The sequence below is a fragment of the Delftia tsuruhatensis NBRC 16741 genome, assembly GCF_001571325.1.
GTDB classification, from domain to species: Bacteria; Pseudomonadota; Gammaproteobacteria; order Burkholderiales; family Burkholderiaceae_C; genus Comamonas; species Comamonas tsuruhatensis.
The window spans coordinates 47,991-69,731 of record NZ_BCTO01000042.1 but is presented as its reverse complement, the minus strand read 5'-3'; the positions used below and the strand labels follow the sequence as shown (position 1 = coordinate 69,731).

18 protein-coding genes and 1 riboswitch are annotated in these 21,741 nt (G+C 66.6%); of the genes, 3 read left to right on the top strand and 15 right to left on the bottom strand.

What is annotated here, in order from left to right; all coding sequences use genetic code 11:
- Window positions 1-207: 207 nt before the first annotated feature.
- The 4 genes from mdtD to rplM all read right to left on the bottom strand — a co-directional run bounded on the left by mdtD (window position 208) and on the right by rplM (window position 3,175).
- A complete protein-coding gene (mdtD, locus tag DTS01S_RS20205) occupies window positions 208-1,650 on the bottom strand; it encodes a multidrug transporter subunit MdtD (protein WP_016448457.1) in 1,443 nt (480 codons plus the stop codon).
- A 116-nt stretch (window positions 1,651-1,766) separates the two neighbouring features.
- The gene (gene erpA / locus DTS01S_RS20200; protein WP_016448458.1) at window positions 1,767-2,141 is read right to left on the bottom strand and encodes an iron-sulfur cluster insertion protein ErpA; all 375 of its coding nucleotides are present in this window, start codon (window positions 2,139-2,141) and stop codon (window positions 1,767-1,769) included.
- A 202-nt stretch (window positions 2,142-2,343) separates the two neighbouring features.
- Complete coding sequence (gene rpsI, locus DTS01S_RS20195; protein WP_012207710.1) at window positions 2,344-2,736, bottom strand: 30S ribosomal protein S9; 393 nt, start codon at window positions 2,734-2,736, stop codon at window positions 2,344-2,346.
- A 10-nt stretch (window positions 2,737-2,746) separates the two neighbouring features.
- A complete protein-coding gene (gene rplM / locus DTS01S_RS20190; RefSeq protein ID WP_012207711.1) occupies window positions 2,747-3,175 on the bottom strand; it encodes a 50S ribosomal protein L13 in 429 nt (142 codons plus the stop codon).
- A gap of 267 nt (window positions 3,176-3,442) precedes the next feature.
- On the opposite strand from rplM, the gene DTS01S_RS20185 reads away from it, so the two are divergent.
- Complete coding sequence (locus tag DTS01S_RS20185; RefSeq protein WP_017406717.1) at window positions 3,443-4,315, top strand: 23S rRNA (adenine(2030)-N(6))-methyltransferase RlmJ; 873 nt, start codon at window positions 3,443-3,445, stop codon at window positions 4,313-4,315.
- Window positions 4,316-4,321: 6 nt separating this feature from the next.
- Here the strand turns inward: DTS01S_RS20185 and DTS01S_RS20180 are convergent, their stop codons facing one another.
- The 11 genes from DTS01S_RS20180 to DTS01S_RS20130 form a co-directional block, all read right to left on the bottom strand.
- Window positions 4,322-5,218, bottom strand: coding sequence for a septal ring lytic transglycosylase RlpA family protein (locus tag DTS01S_RS20180; RefSeq protein WP_061288597.1), 897 nt, complete (start codon window positions 5,216-5,218; stop codon window positions 4,322-4,324).
- A gap of 78 nt (window positions 5,219-5,296) precedes the next feature.
- On the bottom strand, window positions 5,297-6,124 hold the full coding sequence (metF, locus tag DTS01S_RS20175; RefSeq protein ID WP_016448461.1) for a methylenetetrahydrofolate reductase [NAD(P)H]: 828 nt from the start codon (window positions 6,122-6,124) through the stop codon (window positions 5,297-5,299).
- Window positions 6,125-6,146: 22 nt separating this feature from the next.
- Window positions 6,147-7,349 carry a TlyA family RNA methyltransferase gene (locus tag DTS01S_RS20170; protein WP_017406719.1) on the bottom strand — a complete coding sequence of 401 codons (1,203 nt, stop codon included), beginning with the start codon at window positions 7,347-7,349 and terminating at the stop codon, window positions 6,147-6,149.
- Between the two features lie 157 nt (window positions 7,350-7,506).
- A complete protein-coding gene (gene ahcY / locus DTS01S_RS20165) occupies window positions 7,507-8,937 on the bottom strand; it encodes an adenosylhomocysteinase (RefSeq protein ID WP_016448463.1) in 1,431 nt (476 codons plus the stop codon).
- Between the two features lie 70 nt (window positions 8,938-9,007).
- Window positions 9,008-9,092: riboswitch (S-adenosyl-L-homocysteine riboswitch) on the bottom strand.
- Between the two features lie 7 nt (window positions 9,093-9,099).
- Window positions 9,100-9,834, bottom strand: a complete 735-nt coding sequence (locus DTS01S_RS20160) for a response regulator (protein WP_016448464.1) — start codon at window positions 9,832-9,834, stop codon at window positions 9,100-9,102.
- Between the two features lie 11 nt (window positions 9,835-9,845).
- Window positions 9,846-12,551: a sensor histidine kinase gene (locus DTS01S_RS20155; RefSeq protein WP_016448465.1), complete on the bottom strand. Its 2,706-nt coding sequence runs from the start codon at window positions 12,549-12,551 to the stop codon at window positions 9,846-9,848.
- Between the two features lie 34 nt (window positions 12,552-12,585).
- The gene (locus DTS01S_RS20150) at window positions 12,586-13,461 is read right to left on the bottom strand and encodes a TorF family putative porin (RefSeq protein ID WP_016448466.1); all 876 of its coding nucleotides are present in this window, start codon (window positions 13,459-13,461) and stop codon (window positions 12,586-12,588) included.
- Between the two features lie 82 nt (window positions 13,462-13,543).
- Entirely contained in the window at window positions 13,544-15,628 is a 2,085-nt protein-coding gene (gene kdpB, locus DTS01S_RS20145) for a potassium-transporting ATPase subunit KdpB (protein ID WP_026062954.1), read from the bottom strand.
- Window positions 15,629-15,631: 3 nt separating this feature from the next.
- The gene (kdpC, locus tag DTS01S_RS20140) at window positions 15,632-16,366 is read right to left on the bottom strand and encodes a potassium-transporting ATPase subunit KdpC (protein ID WP_016448468.1); all 735 of its coding nucleotides are present in this window, start codon (window positions 16,364-16,366) and stop codon (window positions 15,632-15,634) included.
- A 71-nt stretch (window positions 16,367-16,437) separates the two neighbouring features.
- Complete coding sequence (kdpA, locus tag DTS01S_RS20135) at window positions 16,438-18,144, bottom strand: potassium-transporting ATPase subunit KdpA (RefSeq protein ID WP_016448469.1); 1,707 nt, start codon at window positions 18,142-18,144, stop codon at window positions 16,438-16,440.
- 114 nt (window positions 18,145-18,258) lie between these two features.
- Window positions 18,259-18,357, bottom strand: coding sequence for a potassium-transporting ATPase subunit F (locus tag DTS01S_RS20130; protein WP_013800438.1), 99 nt, complete (start codon window positions 18,355-18,357; stop codon window positions 18,259-18,261).
- 270 nt (window positions 18,358-18,627) lie between these two features.
- On the opposite strand from DTS01S_RS20130, the gene DTS01S_RS20125 reads away from it, so the two are divergent.
- Both DTS01S_RS20125 and DTS01S_RS20120 read left to right on the top strand, forming a co-directional pair.
- On the top strand, window positions 18,628-19,962 hold the full coding sequence (locus DTS01S_RS20125; protein WP_174538916.1) for a hypothetical protein: 1,335 nt from the start codon (window positions 18,628-18,630) through the stop codon (window positions 19,960-19,962).
- Between the two features lie 146 nt (window positions 19,963-20,108).
- Entirely contained in the window at window positions 20,109-21,737 is a 1,629-nt protein-coding gene (locus DTS01S_RS20120; RefSeq protein ID WP_061288595.1) for a peptide chain release factor 3, read from the top strand.
- Window positions 21,738-21,741 lie beyond the last annotated feature (4 nt).

Here is a 21,741-nt window from a genome sequence, read left to right as displayed (position 1 = left end):
CTGGCCCTGTGGCGATGGCGTGTTTGCGTTCTTGCTTGCGTAAGTCCTGCGGATGTACCCGAGATTAAGTCCAGCCCCGCCCAAACGCATAAGACGGCCTCGATATTTCCTATGCGGGCTGCCATATATCCTTGCCAAAAACAAGGGTAAACCCGCAACAAAAGTGTGGATTGCAGCGGTTCAGGGTTCAAAAGCTATGCACAGCCCTCACTCGTGCTCGGCCGGCTCCAAAGGCTTGGGCCGCACATCCTCATCGTCGCCCAGCTGCGAGAAGATCATGGTCGAGGCCAGCGTCACCGCGCCCATGCAGACGAAGGTGGCGCGGAAGGCATTGAGGGTGTGCTGCGGCGTATCGCCGCCGAACCATTCGCTGAAACCGGCCAGCACCGCACCTGCGGCGGCCACGCCCATGCCCATGGCCAGCATCTGCACCATGGACAGCAGGCTGTTGCCGCTGCTGGCGTTGCCGGCATCCAGGTCCTTGAGCGTGACGGTGTTCATGGCCGTGAACTGCATGGAGTTGGTGGCGCCGAAGATCAGCAGCTGGACGATGACCACCCACAGCGGCAGCGCCGTGGAGACCGTGCCGAAGCTGGCGATCATCAGCGACAGCACCAGGGTGTTGCCCATGAGCACGCGGCGGTAGCCGATGCGCTGGATCAGCGTGGTGGTCTGGCGCTTCATGGCCATGCTGGCCAGCACCGTGGGCAGCATCATCATGCCGGCCTGCAGCGGCGAAAAGCCCAGGCAGACCTGCAGCACCAGCGGGATCAGGAAGGGCATGCAGGAGCTGCCCAGGCGCGAGAACAGATTGCCCAGCAGGCCCACGCGCAGGCTGCGCACGGCGAACAGCTCGGGGGCGAACAGCGGGTCGGGCCGGCGCAGCGCATGCAGCCAGTAGGCGGCCAGGCTGGCCAGGCCGAAGATCAGCAGCACGAAGACCATGGCGCCGTGGATGCCCTTGCCCGACATGCTGTCCAGCGCCAGCGACACGGCCACCATGCCGAAGGCCAGCAGCGCATAGCCCACGCCGTCGAAGCGCTTGACGGCGAAGCGGTCGCCCACGGGCATGAAGCGCAGGGTAGCGGCCAGGCCGATCAGGCCCACGGGCACGTTGACCAGGAAGATCCAGTGCCAGCTCACGTACTCCACCATCCAGCCGCCCAGCGTGGGGCCGATCAGCGGCCCGACCAGGCCGGGAATGGCCACGAAGCTCATGGCCTTGAGGAACTGCTCGCGCGGAAAGGCGCGCAGCACGGCCAGCCGGCCCACGGGCATGAGCAGCGCACCGCCCATGCCCTGCAGCACGCGTGCGGCCACCATCAGCTGCAGGTTGGGCGCAATCGCGCACAGCACCGATCCCAGCACGAACAGCGCAATCGCCCACAGGTAGACGCGCCGCGTGCCGAAGCGGTCGGCCATCCAGCCCGATGCCGGGATCAGCATGGCCATGGTCAGCGAATAGGCGACGATGACGGACTGCATGCGCAGCGGGCTCTCGCCCAGGGCCTCGGCCATGGTGGGCAGCGCGGTATTGACGATGGTGCCGTCCAGCGTCTGCATGAAAAAGCCGATGGCCACGAGCCATAGGAGCACCGAACGCGAGGAGGATGTGGTGGAGGCGGAAGCGCTTTTGTCTTCAGGAATCATGGCAAGGCAGGGAGGGCGCAGGCGTTAAAAAACCGCCTGCGCATTGCTGCGCGGCGGTTGGTGGCGTGTTGTGCGGCGGGCTGCTGCGGGCTTCACTGCAGCGCGGCCGACACGGCTTACACCGAGAAGCTCGATCCGCAGCCGCAGGTGGTGGAGGCGTTGGGGTTCTTGATCACGAACTGCGCGCCCTGCAGGTCTTCCTTGTAGTCGATCTCGGCACCCACCAGGTACTGGTAGCTCATGGCGTCGATCAGCAGCGACACGCCATTCTTGGTCATGGTCGTGTCGTCTTCGTTGGTGATCTCGTCGAAGGTGAAGCCGTACTGGAAGCCCGAGCAGCCGCCACCTTGCACGAACACGCGCAGCTTCAGGTCAGGGTTGCCTTCCTCGGCGATCAGATCGGCCACCTTGGCAGCTGCGCTGTCGGTGAAGACGATCGGGGTGGGCATTTCGGCGGTGGTGGTTTCGGTGATTTCTGCGACGGCGCTCATGGGGATACTCCGAAGTTCTCAATTGGCCCGAATGGTACAGCAAAGGGCTCGGGAATTCCCGGGGCTGCCGGCTTGACGACAGTGCAAGTGGGGGCATTGCCCACTGAATGAGAAAGGTTTGCATCGCCCAGAAAAAAACCGCCGGCAAAGGCGGTTTTTTTCTGGGGAAAGCCCCGGGGGACTTTCCTGCAGTGCCAGCGGATTAACGCTTGGAGAACTGCTTGGCGCGGCGTGCGGAGCGCAGGCCGACCTTCTTACGTTCGACTTCACGAGCGTCACGCGTCACGAAGCCGGCTTGGCTCAGGACGGGCTTGAGCGCTGCGTCATAGTCGATCAGGGCGCGGGTGATACCGTGGCGGGTAGCGCCGGCCTGGCCGGATTCACCACCACCGTGGACGTTCACTTGAATGTCGAAAGCTTCCAGGTTGCTCGTCAGAGCCAGGGGCTGCTTTGCGATCATGATCGAGGTTTCGCGGCCGAAGTATTCCTGAATGTCCTTGCCATTCACGGTAATCTTGCCGGAGCCCTTCTTCAGGAACACGCGTGCGACGCTGGATTTGCGACGGCCGGTGCCATTGTTCCAATCACCAATCATCTAGGTCTCCTTAGATTTCCAGAGCCTTGGGCTGCTGGGCGGTGTGGGGATGCTCAGCACCGCCGTACACCTTGAGCTTCTTGATCATTGCGTAGCCCAGGGGACCCTTGGGCAGCATGCCCTTGACGGCCTTTTCCAGAGCGCGGCCGGGGAACTTGGCCTGCATGTCGCGGAAGTTGGTGGCAGTGATGCCGCCGGGGAAACCAGAGTGGCGGTAGTACACCTTGTCCAGGTTCTTGGTGCCGGTGACCTTGAGCTTGGAGGCGTTGATGATGACGATGAAGTCGCCGGTGTCAACGTGAGGTGTGTAAATGGCCTTGTGCTTGCCGCGCAGACGGAGTGCCACTTCGCTGGCGACACGTCCGAGCACCTTATCGGTGGCGTCAATCACAAACCACTCGTGTTGCACCTCAGCGGGCTTTGCGCTGAATGTAGACATGAGTTTTCTCTTTCAAGAAAGGTTTGGCGGGCCCTTTTCCGCGGTCGGTGCTTCTTCAAAAAGGAAGCCTCTTAGGCGGGGATGTAAACTTCGCCGCGGGACCCATAAAATCGCTGCGAAGCCCGCCATTATACAAAACTGGCGCAACCGCACCATCCCCCCGATCCGCAAGTCCCCGGCAGCCCTCGCCGCGAGGCGCCAGCGCCGGGCAACCTTGCAGCCGCCATGGGTGTCCACCCGCCAGCGCGGCTGGTTACCATCACGCCTATGTTCAGTTACCGCCACGCCTTCCATGCAGGCAACCATGCCGATGTGCTCAAGCACACCGTGCTGATCGCCACCCTGCAATACCTCCTCCAGAAGGAGGCCGCCCTTACGGTGCTGGACACGCACGCCGGCGCCGGCCTGTACCGTCTGGATGGCGACTATGCCAACAAGAGCGGCGAGGCCGCAGACGGCATCCTGCGCCTGGCCCAGGCCAAGGAGTCCGAGCTGGCCCCGGTGCTGCAGGCCTACATCGCCTCGGTGCGCTCCTTCAACCAGGGCGCGCAGCTGCGCAACTATCCGGGCTCGCCGTTCATCATCCAGTCCCTGCTGCGCGTGCAGGAGCGCGACAAGCTCAAGGTCTTCGAGCTGCATCCCACCGACATGCGCTCGCTGGCCGGCAACATTGCCCAGCTCGAAGCGGGCCGCCAGGTGGCCGTGCTGCACGAGGACGGCTTCGAGGGCATCAAGAAATTCCTGCCGCCGCCGTCGCGCCGAGCCCTGGTGCTGTGCGACCCCAGCTACGAGCTCAAGAGCGACTACGCCAAGGTGCTGGACATGGCGGCCGACAGCCTCAAGCGCTTTGCCACGGGCACGTATGCGTTCTGGTATCCGATCATCCCGCGCCCCGAGGCGCACGATCTGCCGCGCCGCCTGAAGACCATGACCACCAAGGCCGGCAGGAGCTGGCTGCATGTGGAGCTCACGGTCAAGAGCAACAAGACCTCGGAGCGCGGCGGCCTGCCGGCCAGCGGCATGTTCCTGATCAATCCGCCGTTCAATCTCAAGGAACAGCTCAAGCCGGCCATGCCGCAGCTGGTCAAGCTGCTCGGTCAGGACGAGAACGCGGCCTTCACGCTCGAATCCGGCGGCTGAACCCGTTCAGCGCGCGTTCGAGGCCGCAGAGGCCACTGCGGTGGACGAGGCAGCGGCGGGCGCCGCAGCCTTCGCCACCGGCTTGTCGGCAGGGACGGCACGGCTGGCCACGGCCGTGCGTGCATTGGACCTGGGGGCAGGCGCCTTGGCCTGGACACGCGGACGCACTGGCGCCTTGGCCTGAACCCGGGTCCGTGCCTGTGTTGTCTGTGCCTGTGCCTTGGCCTGCTGCGTCTTCTCGATGGACTTGGCCTTCCTGGCCGTGACCAGGGTTTCGGGGCATTCCTGCTCACCATCGTCGAGCTGCCACAGCTCCACGGGCTTGATGCCCAGGCCGACCATGCCCAGCTCCTGCGCTGCGGCCTGGCTCAGATCGATCACGCGGCCAGGCGCAAACGGCCCGCGGTCGTTGATGCGCACCACCACTGTCTTGCCCGTGGCGGCGCTGCGCACGCAGACGCGGCTGCCGAAGGCAAAGCTGCGGTGCGCGGCCGTCAATTCTTCCTTGTCGAAACGCTCGCCGCTGGCGGTCAGCCGGCCATGCAGGCCCGGGCCATACCAGGAGGCCAGGCCTTGCTGGTCGCTGTCGCGCGAGGGCACGAGGGCGAAGTCGGGATTGGAGGGAGCCTCGGCACTGTCTTCGGGCGAGGCCGACTCGGAGGGCTTGGCATCCGGGGATTTGCTGGCCGGCTGCGCGGTCCGCGATGTGCGGCCACCGCGCTTGCCGGCCGAGGGCACGGCCGCTGGCGTCTGGCCTTCATCCATTGCCGCCGCACCTGCGGTCAGGGCGCCGGACTCGGCATCGCTTTGTGCCACGGGAGCCGGCGCGCAGCCGGCCAGGGTGGCGGTGATGGCGCACATGGCCAGCCAGCGCCAGTGCAGGCGTCGAAAACCACGATCCATGGGCAAAAACCTCCAGGGAACGCCTGACCGTTCCCAAGTTCTAGAGGGTCGCCCGGGGCCAGCGCAGTGGCTGCGCGCTCAAAGGCCCAATCGATCGCAGATTTCCAGCGTGGCGACGCTCTGGTTCATCGTATAGAAGTGCAGCCCGGGAGCGCCCTGGCTGCGCAACTGCTCGCATAGACGGGACACGACATCGAGGCCGAAGGCGCGAATGGACGCCGTGTCATCTCCGTAAGCCTGCAGACGCAGGCGGATCCAGCGCGGGATCTCGGCGCCGCAGGCGTCCGAGAAGCGCATCAGCTGCGTAGAGCTGGTGATGGGCATGATGCCGGGAACAACCGGTGCATCAAGCCCCATGCCGCGCGCCGCATCAACGAAACGGCAGTAGGCGTCGGCATTGTAGAAATATTGGGTGATCGCGGAATCCGCGCCAGCGCGCACTTTAGCCGCAAACGCATCCAGATCGGACTGTGGGGATTTCGCCTGCGGATGGACCTCCGGGTAGGCCGCCACCTCGATGTGGAACCAGTCGCCGAACTCGCGGCGGATGAATTCCACGAGATCGCTGGCGTACTGGAATTCGCCACCCAGGCCATAGCCGCTGGGCAGGTCGCCGCGCAGCGCGACGATGCGGCGCACGCCCATGGCCTTCAGCTCCTGCAGTTCGGCGCGCACCTTGTCGTGCGTGGCGCCCACGCAGGAGAAATGCGATGCCGCGCTGACGCCTTCGTTCTGGATGTCACGCACCATGGCGAAGGTGCCCGTCTGCGTGGAGCCGCCCGCGCCATAGGTGACGGAGCAGAACTGGGGCTTGCGCGCATAGAGGTTCTTGCGCACCTGCACATGCTTGGTCGCGCCCTCGGGCGTCTTGGTCGGGAAGAACTCGAAGCTGATCGGAAAGCTCATGTAAGACTCGCTGCTCAGTGTTTCATTCGTTGCGTTTGCGCAGCTTGGCGCGGCCCGGACCGGGCACGCCGAACTCGGTACTGGTGTCGATCACACGCTCGTTGCGCTGCTCGCGCAGCACGGTGCGGGACACGCGCTTAGGCGCGGCCGGCTTAGGAGCTGCCTTCACGGCCGAACGGGGCTGGTCGTCGTCCTGCGCTTCAGGCTGCTCTGGCTCCTTCACCACGGCCGCCTGCTGGGCATGCACGAAGAATTCGCGGTTGCCGTCGCCGCCTTCGATGGCCGACTCCATCCAGCCCTTGACCTCCAGGCCCAGCTCGCCCAGGCAGGTGCGGATGCGCTGCTCCACCTCGGTGAACAGGGCCGCATCGCGCACGATGCCGCCCTTGCCGACCTGGCCCGGCTGCAGCTCGAACTGCGGCTTGACCAGCATCAGCAGCTGGCCATGCGGCTTGAGCAGGCGCGTGACGGCCGGCAGCACCAGGGTCAGAGAGATGAAGGACAGATCGCCCGTGACGAAGTCGAACTGCGGCGTGATGTCCACGTCGGCAAACTCGGCGCGGCGGCGGCGCTGCGTGGCCACCGTGCCCTCATCGCGCGCCTTGCCCTTGGCCGCGCGCTCGGCCTTGAAGGCCTCGATCTCGTTTTCCTTGGCGTCGTCGCTGTCGTCGTAGTCCTCGTCGACCACGCCGCCGTTGCGCATCCAGGCATAGGGCGCCACGGGCTGGGTGTCGTTGTCGTCGGGATCTTCTTCCCAGCGTTCGGACAGCACTTCCTCGCAGGCCTCCTGCAGGCCCTCGGCCGTCACCGCGCGGGCATTGACGCCTTCGACGCAGATCACGCGCGCATCCGAGCGCAGCCGGTCATGCAGCTGGCCATGGCCCACGTCCACGCCGATGACCTGGGCGGCGCCTGCCTGCAGCAGGCAGTCGGTGAAACCGCCCGTGCTCTGGCCCACGTCCAGGCAGCGCAGGCCGTCCACCGACAGCTTGGTGGCCGCCAGCGCGCCTTCCAGCTTCAGCCCGCCGCGCGAGATGAACCGGGCCTCGGCCCCGTCCAGCAACTGCAGCTCGGCACCCGCGGGAATCTCGTCGCCGTTCTTGGCAACCTTCTTCCAAGGCGTCAGCGGCGTCATGCGCCACTGCACGCCACCCGCAATCAGCCGCTGCGCCTGCGAGCGCGTGGCCGCATGGCCGGCTTCCACCAAAAATACATCTGCGCGCATAGCGTCGCTCCAGGAAATCTCAGTTGACTAATGCCCGAAACCGGCGCGACCCAACTCAGGGACGCCAAGCAAGGGCCGCCCCGCAGCGAGGGCGTCGTCCCCCTCCCCCGCGAAGCGGATAGAGAGGGGGAAGGCGCGTCAGCGCCTCAGGGGGTGCTTAGTAGCGATAAGTTTCGGGCTTGTAGGGCCCCTGCTTGCTCACGCCGATATAGGCAGCCTGGCCGTCCGTCAGCTCGGTCAGCATGGCGCCGACCTTCTTCAGGTGCAGGCGGGCAACCTTCTCGTCCAGGATCTTGGGCAGCACGTAGACCTTGCCGACCTCGTAGGCATCGGGCTTGGTGAACAGCTCGATCTGGGCGATGGTCTGGTTGGCGAACGAGGCGCTCATCACGAAGCTGGGGTGGCCGGTGGCGCAGCCCAGGTTCACCAGGCGGCCCTTGGCCAGCAGGATGATCTTCTTGCCGTCAGGGAAGGTGATGTGGTCCACCTGGGGCTTGATCTCTTCCCACTGGTACTGCTCGATGGAGGCGACGTCGATCTCGTTGTCGAAGTGGCCGATGTTGCAGACGATGGCTTCGTTCTTCATGGCCACCATGTGCTCGTGGCGGATGATGTCGCGGTTGCCGGTGGTGGTCACGAAGATGTCGGCCTTGTCTGCCGCCCACTCCATGGTCACGACCTTGTAGCCTTCCATGGCGGCCTGCAGGGCGTTGATGGGATCGATCTCGGTGACCCAGACCTGGGCCGACAGCGCGCGCAGCGCCTGGGCGCAGCCCTTGCCCACGTCGCCGTAGCCGGCCACCACGGCGACCTTGCCGGCGATCATCACGTCGGTGGCGCGCTTGATGCCGTCCACCAGCGATTCGCGGCAGCCGTAGAGGTTGTCGAACTTGCTCTTGGTGACGGAGTCGTTGACGTTGATGGCGCGGAACTTCAGCGTGCCCTTGGCCGACATCTCGTTGAGGCGGTGCACGCCGGTGGTGGTCTCTTCGGTCACGCCGATGATGTGGGCGCTCTTGCGCGTGTACCAGGTGGGGTCCTGGGCCAGCTTGGCGCGGATGGCGGCGAAGGCGATCTTCTCTTCCTCGGAGGCGGGGTTGTCCAGCACGGACAGGTCCTTTTCGGCGCGCATGCCCAGGTGCAGCAGCATGGTGGCATCGCCGCCGTCGTCCAGGATCATGTTGGGGCCTTCGCCTTCGGTACCGGCGGCGCCGAATTCAAAGATGCGGTGGGTGTAGTCCCAGTAGTCGGCCAGCGATTCACCCTTGATGGCGAACACGGGCGTGCCCGTGGCGGCGATGGCGGCGGCGGCATGGTCCTGCGTCGAGAAAATGTTGCACGAGGCCCAGCGCACGTCGGCGCCCAGGGCCTTGAGCGTCTCGATCAGCACGGCCGTCTGGATGGTCATGTGCAGCGAGCCGGCGATGCGCGCGCCCTTGAGGGGCTGTGCCGCGGCGAATTCCTCGCGCGTGGCCATCAGGCCGGGCATTTCGGTTTCGGCGATCAGGATTTCCTTGCGGCCCCAGGCGGCGAGGGAAATGTCAGCGATGGCCGTGTCGGCGGAAACGGGACGAACAGCAGCGTTCATGGTTTTCTCCAAAAGATGAATGAAAAACCACGTTCTGCGGGAGACGAAAAAAAGCTCACCGCACAGAAAGCGTGGGCGAGCGTCGTTGCAGGTATGACTCCGAGCCTCGCAGACCGCATCTGGTGAATGGGCCTGCTGCAACGCTCCTCGGAGAGGCGCTGATTATACCGATCCCGGGGATGCCTCACCGCCCAGCCCCACAAGCCGGTAGCCCACCTGCAGCTCGGTCACCAGGTGGCGCGGCTGGGCCGGCTCGTCCTCGATCTTCTGGCGCAGATTGGCCATGTGCACGCGCAAGTAATGGGCACGGCCCAGGTATTCGGGTCCCCAGACCTGCAGCAGCAGCTGGCGGTGGGTCATCACACGGCCCTGGGCGGCGATCAGCGCCGCCAGCAGGCGGAATTCGATGGGCGTGAGGTGCACCGGCTGGCCCGCACGCCGCACCTCGTGCGTGGCTAGGTCCACCTGCACCTGGCCGAAGTGCACCTGGCTGGATGCAACTGCGCCGCCTGCGGCCCCCAGTTGCTGGCGGCGGCGCAGCATCACGCGCAGCCGGGCCAGCAGCTCTGGCACACCGAAAGGCTTGACCAGGTAATCGTCTGCGCCGGCGTCCAGGGCGGCCACCTTCTCGTCCTCGCGCTCGCGCGCGGAAAGCACGAGCACGGGCACGGAGGACCATCCGCGCAGCTCGGTGAGAACCTGCTTGCCGTCGGCATCCGGCAGGCCCAGGTCGAGGATGACCAGATCGGGCTGGCGGCTCGCCGCCTCGATCAGGCCCCGGCGCGCGCTGTCGGCCTCGAAGACCTGCCAGCCCTCGTCCTCCAGCACCAGGCGCACGAAGCGGCGGATGCCGGGGTCGTCCTCGATCATCAGGATGCGGTTGGTGGGCGTGCTCATGGCGCAAGACTCTAATCGAGCAATGGCTGCTCCGGCACCGGAAAGCGCAGCGTGAACACGGTGCCGGGGCCTGGGCGCGCGGCAGCGGCCTCGATGCGCCCGCCATGGGCCTCGACAATGCTGCGCACCAGCGCCAGCCCCAGGCCTATGCCCGAGACGGTGGACTCGGCCGTGCCGCGCGTGAAGGGCTCGAACAGCGTCTCCACGGGCAGGTGTGGCGGCAGGCCGGGCCCGCCATCCTGCACGGCCACAAGCACCTCGCCGTCCTGTTCGCGTGCGTGGATGGTCAGCGGCGTGCCGGCCGGCGTGTACTTGGCGGCGTTGTCCAGCAGGTTGACCAGCACGCGCTCCATGAGCACGGCATCGAGCTGCAGCAGCGGCAGGCTGGCGGGCACGTCGGTGCTCACGGGATGCTCGTGCAGGCGCGCGCGCATCTGGCGCAGCGCGCTGCCGACCACTTCATCCAGCGGCAGCCATTCGCGCTGCAGGTGCACGCCGCCTTGCTGCAGGCGCGCCATGTCCAGCAGGTTCTCCACCAGTCGCTGCATGGCCTGGGCCTGGATGCGGACCTGCTCCAGCATGTCGGCTGCGCCGCCCGGCGGCACATGGCGCTGCGCGGCCTCGGCCGCGCCCAGGATGGTGGTCAGCGGCGTGCGCAGGTCGTGCGAGACGGCGGACAGCAAGGTGTTGCGCATGCGCTCGCCCTCCATGGCGATCTGGGTCTGCTGGGCCACGGCCACGAAGTGCTGACGCTCCAGCGCCAGCGCCACCTGGCTGGCACACGCCTCCAGCAGGCGCTGCTCCTCGGGCACCTCCAGGCGCTGGGGCGCACGCAGCTGCAGCACCAGTACGCCCCGCATGCGCACGGGCGCCGCCAGCGGCACGTAGCGGGCCGGCGCGGCCGGCAGCGTGTCCGTGCCCTGGCCGGCCTGCTGGCCGTGGTCCATGGCCCAGCGCGCAATGCTGTCGTCCATGGGGCAGGAGCCGCCGCCGGCGGGGCGCAGGCGCTCGTCGGCATCGGGCAACAGCAGCCCGGCCTGGGCGTCGAACACGCCCGAGACCGTGCTCAGCGCAATCTCCACCACCTGCTCCTGCGTGAGCGCGCCCGAAAGGTCGCGCGCCAGCCGCGCCAGGGCGCCCGCGCGCCGCTCGCGCTCGGCCGCCACGCGCGCCTCGTGGCGCAGCCGCGCCATGAGCTGGCCGCAGACCAGGGCCACGCCCAGCATCAGCACGAAGGTGAACAGGTACTGCGTGTCGTTGACATGGAAGGATCCGCGCGGGGGCACGAAGAAAAAGTCGAAGCACAGTACCGACAGCAGCGCCGCCCAGGCGCCCGGGCCACGCCCCCAGCGCAACGAAGACAGCACGACGATGAGCAGGAACAGCATCACCACGTTGGCCGGGTCGAAGATGCGCAGCAGCTGCTCGGCCAGCACCGTGGCGGTCAAGCAGGCCAGGGTCACGCCGGCATAGCCCTTCCAGGGCAGCGGCCTGCGCCGCAGCGGTGCGGCAGGCGCGGCCTCGGTCCGGGCCGCGCTGGAGCCCCCGGAGAGCACCAGCACGTCGATGTCGGGATGCAGCTGGACGATGCGGTCGGGCAGGCTGCGGCCCCACCAGCGCCAGGGCGACCATGCCGGGCGCGGCGGCTGGGCCAGCACCAGGCGGCTGGCGTTGCGCTCGCGCGCGAAGGCAACCAGGGCCTCGGCCACATCGGCGCCCGGCAGCGTGGCCGTCTCGGCCCCCAGGCGTGCGGCCAGGGCCAGGGTCTTGAGCACGGCGGCCTGCACGCTGCGTGGGCGGTGCTGGCGCTGGGGCGCGTCCACGTACACCACCATCCAGCCAGCATCCAGCCGGCGTGCCATGCGCGCCACCTGGCGCACCAGGGCGTCGTCGCCCGCGTGCCCTGCCACGGCCACCAGCAGGCGCTCACGCGCAGGCCAGACCGTGCCTATGGAGCGCTCGCGCCGGTAGTCGCGCATGTCCTCGTCCACGCGGTCGGCCGTGCGGCGCAGTGCCAGCTCGCGCAGCGCCAGCAGGTTGCCGCGCCTGAAGAAGTTGCGCGAGGCCCGCTCGGCCTGCTCCATCATGTAGACCTTGCCGTCCTTCAAGCGGCGCAGCAGCTCGTCGGGCGAGATGTCGACGACGATGACCTCGTCGGCATCGTCGAAGATCTGGTCGGGCACGGTCTCGCGCACCGTGATGCCGACGATGCCGCCCACCACGTCGTTCAGGCTTTCCAGGTGCTGCACGTTGATCGTGGTCCAGACATCGATGCCTGCGTCCAGCAGCTCCTGCACGTCCTGCCAGCGCTTGGGATGGCGTGAGCCTGGCGCATTGCTGTGCGCCAGTTCATCGAGCAGCAGCACGCGCGGACGCCGCGCGAGCGCCGCATCCAGGTCGAACTCGCGCAGCGTCCGCCCCTGGTGCGGCAGCTCGCGCAGCGGCAGTTGCTCCAGGCCATGCAGCTGCTGCGCCGTTTCCTTGCGGCCATGGGTTTCCACGAGTCCCACCAGAACCTCGCGGCCCCCCTGGCGTTCGCGCTGGGCGGCGGCCAGCATGGCGTAGGTCTTGCCCACGCCTGCATTCGATCCGAAGTAGATGCGCAGCTTGCCCCGCCCCTCCTGCGCCCGCTCATGGCGCAGGCGCGCGACCAGGGCGTCGGGATCGGGGCGCGGCAGACCGGGCGGCGCCGGCTCGGCAGAGGACGAAATGGGCATGGTTCTCAGCCTAGCACCAGAGCGTGCCCCCACACTAGAACGCCGCCGACAGCGACAGCACCCAGCCGCTGCGGCCCAGGCTTTGCATCTGGCCTGCCGCATTGGCCGCGCGGTAGTAGCGCGTGTCGGCCGAGGTGCCGGCCCAGGCCAGCGTGGCCGTCCATGGCCCCCAGCTGCGGGCCAGCGAGACGCGCCAGTCGGCGTACGACAGTTCGCTGTAGTTGCGCACCTGCGTGTGGCCGGCATGCAGGCCCAGCACCGCCCAGTCGCCCAGCGGATGCTGGTAGTTCAGGTCCAGATAGCTGCTGCCGCGTGAGCTGCCGCTGCCGGGAAGTGCCTCGGCAAAGGCCGTGGCCGCCGTGCTGTCGCGCAGGCCGAAGTAAGGCGTCAGCGCCAGCGACCATTTGGCGCTGAAGCCGCCGTGGGTGACGCCCAGATAGGCCTCGGTGGTGTCGTAGCGCACGCCGCCGCTGCCATCCCCGCGGGGCACGCGCGCGCCGGGGTAGTTGTAGTGCAGCAGGCCGATGTCGCCCGTCCAGCCCGGCAGCAGCTCGGTGCGCCAGCCGCCGTACAGGTCAAGCTCCAGCGCGCGGCCGTCCAGATAGCTGTGGCGCGACACGCTGGAGCCGGACACGCCCAGGTAGGCGCCGCGCGGCAGCGACAGCTCCAGCCCGCCCTGCAGCGCCGGCCCCATCCAGCTTTGCGAGATGCCACGGAAACGGTAGTCGCTGAGCAGCGCCACGCTGCCGGTGAGCGCGTAGGCGGGTGCGGGCGATTGCTGGGCATCGGCACTGGCAGCGTTGACTGGGGAGGTCTCGGCCTGGGCATGGCAGGACGCAGCCGCCAGCGACAGCAGTGCAGCCAGCGAGGCACGGGGGAAGAAGCGGGGGACGGCACAAGCGGCCGTCATGGAAGAAGCGGATTTCATCTTGGTTTTTGTACAGAGAAAGCAAGGCGGTGCCTGCCCGGGCGGGCAGGCTTGCCGCCAAAGATCAGGCCAGGCCGAAAGCCACCAGCAGCATGTCGATCAGCTTGATGCCGATGAAGGGGACGACCAGGCCCCCCAGCCCGTAGACCAGCAGGTTGCGCCGCAGCAGGGCCGAGGCGCCGATGGCGTGGTAGGGAACGCCACGCAAGGCCAGCGGTATCAGGACGATGATGATCAGCGCGTTGAAGATCACGGCGCTCAGGATGGCCGAGCCCGGGCTGGCCAGTCCCATGACATTGAGCGCCGACAGCTGCGGATACGTGCCCACGAAGGCGGCCGGGATGATGGCGAAGTACTTGGCCACGTCGTTGGCCACGCTGAAGGTGGTCAGCGCACCGCGCGTCATCAGCATCTGCTTGCCGGTCTCCACGACCTCGATGAGCTTGGTCGGGTTGCTGTCCAGGTCCACCATGTTGCCGGCTTCCTTGGCCGCCTGGGTGCCGCTGTTCATGGCCACGGCCACGTCGGCCTGGGCCAGTGCGGGTGCGTCATTGGTGCCGTCGCCGGTCATGGCCACCAGCCGGCCGGCGGCCTGGTGTTCGCGGATCAGGCGCAGCTTGTCCTCGGGCGTGGCTTCGGCAAGGTAGTCGTCCACGCCGGCCTCGGCCGCAATGGCGGCGGCCGTGAGCGGATTGTCGCCCGTGATCATCACGGTCTTGATGCCCATGCGGCGCAGCTCGGCAAAGCGTTCGCGTATGCCGTGCTTGACCACGTCCTTGAGCTCGATCACGCCCAGCACGCGGGCGCCATCGGCCACCACCAGCGGCGTGCTGCCGCGCCGCGAGACATCCTCCACCACCTTGAGCATGGCGGGCGGGAACTTGCCGCCCATGGCTTCGACGTGGCGGCGCACGGCGTCGGCCGCGCCCTTGCGCAGGCTGCGCGTGCCGCCGTCGGGCTGCGGCATGTCCACGCCGCTCATGCGCGTCTGGGCCGTGAAGGGCACGAAGACGGCATGCAGGGTTGCCAGGTCACGCTCGCGCAGGCCATGCATTTCCTTGGCCAGCACGACCACGCTGCGGCCCTCGGGTGTCTCGTCGGCCAGTGATGCCAGCTGCGCCGCATCGACCAGCTGCGCGGCCGTCACGCCGGGAGCGGGCAGGAATTCGCTGGCCTGGCGGTTGCCCAGCGTGATGGTGCCGGTCTTGTCCAGCAGCAGCACGTCCACGTCGCCGGCCGCCTCCACGGCGCGGCCCGAAGTGGCGATCACGTTGGCCTGCATCATGCGGCTCATGCCTGCCACGCCAATGGCCGACAGCAGGCCGCCGATGGTGGTCGGGATCAGGCACACCAGCAGGGCGACCAGCACCGTCAGTCCCACGACCTGCCCGCTGCCCGTCAGCTCCACCGCAAAGGCCGAATAGGGCCGCAGCGTGACGATGACCAGCAGGAACAGCAGCGTCAGTCCGACCAGCAAGATGGTCAGCGCCAGTTCGTTGGGCGTCTTGTGGCGGCGGGCCGACTCCACCATGGAGATCATGCGGTCCAGGAAGGACTCGCCGGGGTTCACGGTGATCTGCACCACCAGCCAGTCCGACAGCACGCGCGTGCCGCCGGTGACCGAAGAGAAGTCGCCGCCGGCCTCGCGGATCACGGGGGCCGATTCGCCGGTGATGGCGCTCTCGTCCACCGAGGCCACGCCCTCGATCACGGTGCCGTCCAGCGGCACGGTGTCGCCGGCCTCCACCAGCACCCACATGCCCGAACGCAGTTCTTCGGCACCCACGGGATGCCAGCGGCTCTGGTAGCTGGCCTGCTCCAGCTTCTTGGCGACGGTGCTGCGCTTCATGCTGCGCAGGCTGGCGGCCTGGGCGCGGCTGCGCCCCTCGGCCAGCGCCTCCGCAAAATTGGCGAACAGCACGGTGAACCACAGCCACAGCGCAATGGCCAGGATGAAGCCCGCAGGCGCCTCGCCCTCGCCCGCCAGGGCCTGGGCCCAGAGCAGGCTGGTGAAGATGGCGCCCAGATAGACCACGAACATCACCGGGTTGCGCCATTGCGCGCTCGGTGCCAGCTTGCGGATGGAGTCACCCAGCGCCTGGCGCACCAGCGAAGGATCGAACAGGGACAAAGCAGTTTTGCGCGACATGGCTTACTCCTTGGCGGCATTGGCTGCCGCAGGCTGCAGCGTCGCGGCCGAGAGATCGTCCAGCGCCAGATTCAACTGCAGCACGTTCACGCGCGGCTCACCCAGCAGGCCCAGAACGCGCGGCTGCATCTGCTGGCGCAGCAGTTCCTGGACCTTGGCCACAGGCAGCTGGCGCTCGCGTGCCACGCGCGGCAGCTGCAGCTCGGCATTGGCCACAGAGATGTGCGGATCCAGGCCGGAGGCCGAGGCCGTCACGGCATCCACAGGCACAGCGGCATCTGCCGCCAGACCATTGAGTTCGCGGTAGGCCGCCACGCGCGCCGCCACGGACTCCTTGAGCGCCGCGTGGGTCGACCCCTGGTTGGTGGCGGCCGACAGCGCGGCGTTGTAGGGCGCGGCCACCGTGGCATCGGCCTTGTCGGGATCCGGCGCCGTGGTGGCGCTGGGCCGACCCTGGAAATAACGGGGCGAAGCGAACTCCTGCCCGATCAGGGCCGAGCCCACGACCGAGCCCTGGCGCGTGATCAGGCTGCCATTGGCGGCCTTGGGAAACGCGGCCTGGGCCACGAGCGTGGTGACCAGCGGATACGCCAGGCCCGTGACCACGGCGACGAACAGCGCCGACCGCAGGCTGGGGCCGAACAGCGAGCGCAGCCCGCCGGCATCGGTCTGGGATGGAACCTGCGCATCGGTGCGCAGCACCGGCAACGGGCCGGAAGTGTGTGTTTGAACTTGCATTTCGGAAACCTCCGCCGCGCTGCTGTGTCAGGCACAGCAGGCGGCCAGGAAAAAAACGGGCTCAGGGGTGTTCAGGGGTAGACCTGTCCTGACAGCATCTGCAGTTGCTCGACCACAGGACCCAGGGCCAGCGAAGGCAGGAAGGTCAGTCCACCGACCACTACCACCACGAAGACCAGCAAGCCCATGAACAGCGGCGTGGCCGTCGGGAAGGTGCCCGGCCCCGCAGGCACGGTGGGCTTGGCCGCCAGGCTGCCGGCCAGGGCCAGCATGGGCAGCAGTGTCAGATAGCGGCCAGCCAGCATGGCCAGGCCGATGGTGGTGTTGAAGAACGGCGTGTTCGCATTCAGGCCCGCAAAGGCCGAGCCGTTGTTGGCCGTGCCCGAGGCATAGGCATAGAGCACCTCCGAGAAGCCGTGCGGCCCCCGGTTGGTCAGACTGGCCATGGTGTCGGGCCAGACCGCAGCCAACGCCGTGAAGCCCAGGATGGAGATCGGGTGCGCCATCACGGCCAGCATCACCAGCTTGATCTCGCGCGCCTCGATCTTCTTGCCCAGGAACTCGGGCGTGCGGCCGATCATCATGCCGGCCAGGAAAACCGTGAGGATGGCGTACTGCAGCAGGTTGATCAGGCCCACGCCGTCGCCGCCGAACACACAGTTGAGCATCATCTGCGCCAGCGGCACCAGCCCGCCCAGGGGCGTCAGCGAGTCATGCATGGCATTGACCGAGCCCGTGGTCGCGGCCGTGGTCGTGGTCACGAACAGCGCCGTATCGGCGATGCCGAAGCGCAGCTCCTTGCCCTCCATGTTGCCGCCCGGCTGGGTGGCGCTGATCTGCTGGTCGGCACCTGCGGCCGTGAGCAGCGGATTGCCGGCCTGCTCGGCCGTGAACACCAGCGCCAGAAAGCCCACGAACATCACCAGGCAGGCGCCGAACAGCACCCAGCCCTGGCGACGGCGCAGCAGCATGGAGCCGAGCGCATAGGTCAGCGCCGACGGGATCAGCAGCATGCCCAGGATGTGGAATGCGTTGGTCAGCGGCGTGGGGTTCTCGAACGGATGGGCCGCATTCATGCCGAAGAAGCCGCCACCGTTGGTGCCGATGTGCTTGATGCTCTCCAGGCTGGCCACGGGGCCGAGAAGAATCTGCTGGCGAGCGCCTTCCAGCGTCGTCGCCCAGACCTGGCCATCCAGCGTCTGAGGCACACCCTGCCACACATAGACCAGGGCCACCACAAAGCTCAGCGGCAGCATCACGCGCCAGAGCATGCGCACATAGTCCACCCAGTAGTTGCCCAGGTCCGAGGCACTGGAGCGCGCCAGGCCGCGGATGACACCCGCCGCGGCGACCACGCCCGTGGTCGCGCCAGCGAACATCATGAAGGTGATGGCCACCATCTGCGTGGCGTTGGACAGGCTGCTCTCGCCCGAATACGCCTGCCAGTTGGTATTGGTCACAAAGGACACGGCCGTGTTGAAGGCCAGGTCCGGTGTCTGCGCCGCATTGCTCAGCGCATTGAGCGGCATCCAGCCCTGCAGGCGCAGCAGCGCATAGCCCAGCAGCAGCATGGCGCCGTTGGACAGCAGCAGCGCCAGCCCGTAGCGCTGCCAGCCCATGCGCTCGGCCGGGTTCACGCCCAGAGCGCGAAAGCTCAGCCGCTCGATCCAGGCATGGTGCTCACTCGTGAAGCAGCGTGCCAGCCACTGCCCCATGGGCACGGCCAGCGCCGTCATCAGCAGCAGCACCAGTGCATATTCCATCCAGGTCAACCACATGGAGGTCTCCTTTCAGGCAGTCAAATCCGGCCCAGCGCCGCCACGAAGGCCAGCAGGCCCCCGAAGCAGCCCAGGCTCAGGGCGATAAAGATCAGGTCTTGCATCTGCGCCACCTCAGAACTGTTCGGGCCGCAGCAATGCGTATCCGAGGTAGACAAACACAGCCAGGGCGCCCAGGGCGCCCAGCCATCCGGTGATTTCGGTCAGGGTCATAGGGATTTCTCCCGCATCGGCGCCGCATGGCGGCACCTGTTGTTGCGATGGGGAAAACTCTAGGGCCGGGGCTGTCAAAAGCGGATTGAGATTGCGACGTGCCGTATCAAGACGGCATCAAGATGTCCACCATTGCGTCTTATCGAATGGTTCAGAACCCCGCCCTTCACGCTCTGCCATCCCACCCTTATGACTCCTGCACTCCAAGTGAAAAACACTTCTACGACAGCCCAGGCAACCGATGGCAGGACTTTCCTGGGTTTCTGGGGCTTGCTCAGCCTCCTGTACCTGGGATGGCTGCTGATCTTCTGGCCCGGCGTGCTGGGCGAGGACAGCGCGGCCGTCCTCATGGAAGTGGACAACCCGGACAAATTCCGTTCCGGCAAGGGTGTGCTGTGGTACTACTTCGTCCGTATCACCTACGGTGCCACCCACTTGGTGGAAGTACCCATCATCGCGCTGATATTGCTGTGCGCCATGTTCTTCGCCCGCATGCTGGCCTGGTACTGGACCTCGCGGCACCGCGCGCTGTGCGTTTTTCTGCTGCTCTTCATCTGCGCGGCGCCGCACATGGTCTATTTCACAGGCACGCTGTACCCGGACGCCATCTTCGCCGTGGCTTCTTGCGCGCTGCTGTTCGAAATATGGCTGCTGTGCAGCCGGCGCCAGCACAGCTGGGCGTCCCTTGCGATGATTGCCCTTGCCTTGCCCTTGGCCGTGTTCGTGCGCGCCAACGGGATCGTTTTCCTGGCACCTGCCATGCTCGCCCTGTTTCTCGCCGACCTTCGCAGCCGCTGGTATCTCGGGACCATCATCGCGTTCTGGTGCGCCACGGTCTATGCAGGAACCCAATTGCACAAATCGACCGCGCAAAGCGCCTCGGATTCACTGGTCCTTTTCGAGACCGTCAAGCTACTCCAGCCCAGGGCCATGAACGATCTATGGCAAAAGCAGCCCCTCATGAACGACCCGTGGGTGCTGCAGGAGCCCAAGCTTTCCGCGCGCACCCTGGAAATCCTCGACAGCTATCGCCCGCGGGACCTGATGCTCGCATATTCGGATCCAGCCTATTGGGACATGCTTGTCTTCCATCCATCAGGACCCCAGCTCCTGGGCCTACCCGATGAGCAGCGCAAGGAGTTGGTAAGCGAATTTTTCCGCTACAACCTGTGGCACAACCTGCCGGACGTGGCGGCCAGCCGTGTGAACGTTTTTTTGGCTGCAGCCCTTGCGCAGGGTGGTTTTCCTGCGCTCGACTACGCGCAATACGTCCTGAAACGCACCCAGGCACAGTCACAGATGCGCCGGTTCGGGCTGGACCGGGCAGAACAGGCACTGCGCACCGTGCACAGATATAGCTACGCGTGGCGGTGGCTGCTGTGGACACCTTGGCTGGGCATGGGCCTGCTGGCAATGCTGCTGTGGCGCAGTTGTCGCCGCAAGGAACTGCCAGCCCTGCTTGTGACAATTCCCCTGGCGTTGCAACTGGCCGGTATCGCTGCATTCGCCTCGGCGGGCGAGTATCGTTACTTATTGCTTTTCTTTGCCATGCCGCTGGCACTCATTCCCATAATGGTTTCGTCGGCACACGAAAGCAGGTCGTAACAGTCCCCAGGCAGCAGGTCAATGCACAGGCCAATCCGGGACACCATGCAAAAGCCTTCTCTTGCCCACGCTCTGTAAAATGCTCCGATTCGCCACGGGTGCCAGACGCCCGTGCGCTCTCGACAGCCCATCTCCTGGATTCCCCCTTGACTTACGCCCTGGAAACCCGGCGCCGCCGGACTTTTGCCATCATTTCCCACCCCGACGCGGGCAAGACCACGCTAACCGAAAAGCTGCTGCTGTTCTCGGGCGCGATCCAGATCGCGGGCGCCGTCAAGGGCCGCAAGGCCAGCCGCCACGCCACCTCCGACTGGATGGAAATCGAAAAGCAGCGCGGCATCTCGGTGGCCAGCTCGGTCATGCAGATGAGCTACCGCGACCATGTGGTCAATCTGCTCGACACCCCGGGCCACAAGGACTTCTCGGAAGACACCTACCGCGTGCTCACGGCCGTGGACTCGGCGCTGATGGTGATCGACGCCGCCAACGGCGTGGAATCGCAGACCCGCCGCCTGATCGAGGTCTGCCGCCAGCGCGACACGCCCATCATCACCTTCGTCAACAAGATGGACCGCGAAGTGCGCGATCCGCTGGACATTCTTGACGAAGTGGAGCGCGAGCTGGGCATGCCCTGCTGCCCCGTCACCTGGCCCGTGGGCCAGGGCAAGCAGTTTGGCGGCATCATCAACCTGCTCACCCAGACCATGACGGTGTTCCAGCCTGGCAGCGAACGCCGCCCCCAGGACTTCGAGGCCATCCCCCTGGCCGAGGCCGACAAGCTGCGCGCGCGCTTCGGGCAGGCCTTTGACGACGCGCTCGACAGCATGGAACTGGCCCAGGGCGCCTCGGCCCCCTGGGACCATGAGGCCTTCCTGGCCGGCAAGCTCACGCCGGTCTTCTTCGGCTCGGGCGTGAACAACTTCGGTGTCATGGAAGTGCTGGATGCCGTGGTCGACATGTCGCCCCCGCCCGGCCCCCGAAAAAGCTCGCTGCTGGTCAACAAGCAGCCTGTGGAAAAGATCATCCACCCCGAGGACGAAGGCTTCTCCGGCGTGGTCTTCAAGGTCCAGGCCAACATGGACGCCAACCATCGCGACCGAATCGCCTTCGTGCGCGTGGCCTCGGGCAAGTACACGCCCGGCATGAAGATGAAGGTGCAGCGCACCGCCAAGGAACTGCGCCCCACCTCGGTCGTGACCTTCATGAGCCAGCGCCGCGAAGCCGTCGAAGAAGCCTATGCGGGCGACATCATCGGCTTCACCACGCATGGTGGCGTGCAGTTGGGCGACACCATCACCGACGGCGCGAGCCTGCAATTCACGGGCCTGCCTTTCTTCGCCCCTGAAATGTTCATGACCGTGGTGCTCAAGAACCCGCTGCGCACCAAGCAGCTGCAGCAGGGCCTGATGCAGCTGGGCGAGGAAGGCGCCATCCAGGTCTTCAAACCCGAAGCCGGCGGCAACATGCTGCTGGGCGCCGTGGGCCAGCTGCAGTTCGAAGTGGTGCAGCACCGCCTGAACACCGAATACGACTGCGACATCCGTCTGGAAGGCTGCCAGTACACGGCCGCCCGCTGGATCACGGCCGACACCCCGGCCGAGCTGCGTGAATTCGAGAACGCCTACCCGCTGCGCATGGCGCGCGATGCGGCCGACACGCTGGCCTATCTGTGCACCTCGCCCTATGACGTGCGGCTGGCGCAGGAGCGGTTTCCGAAGATTCACTTTCATCCGCTGCGCGAGCATGCGGGGTTGGCGCTGCAATCCGGAAACTGACCAA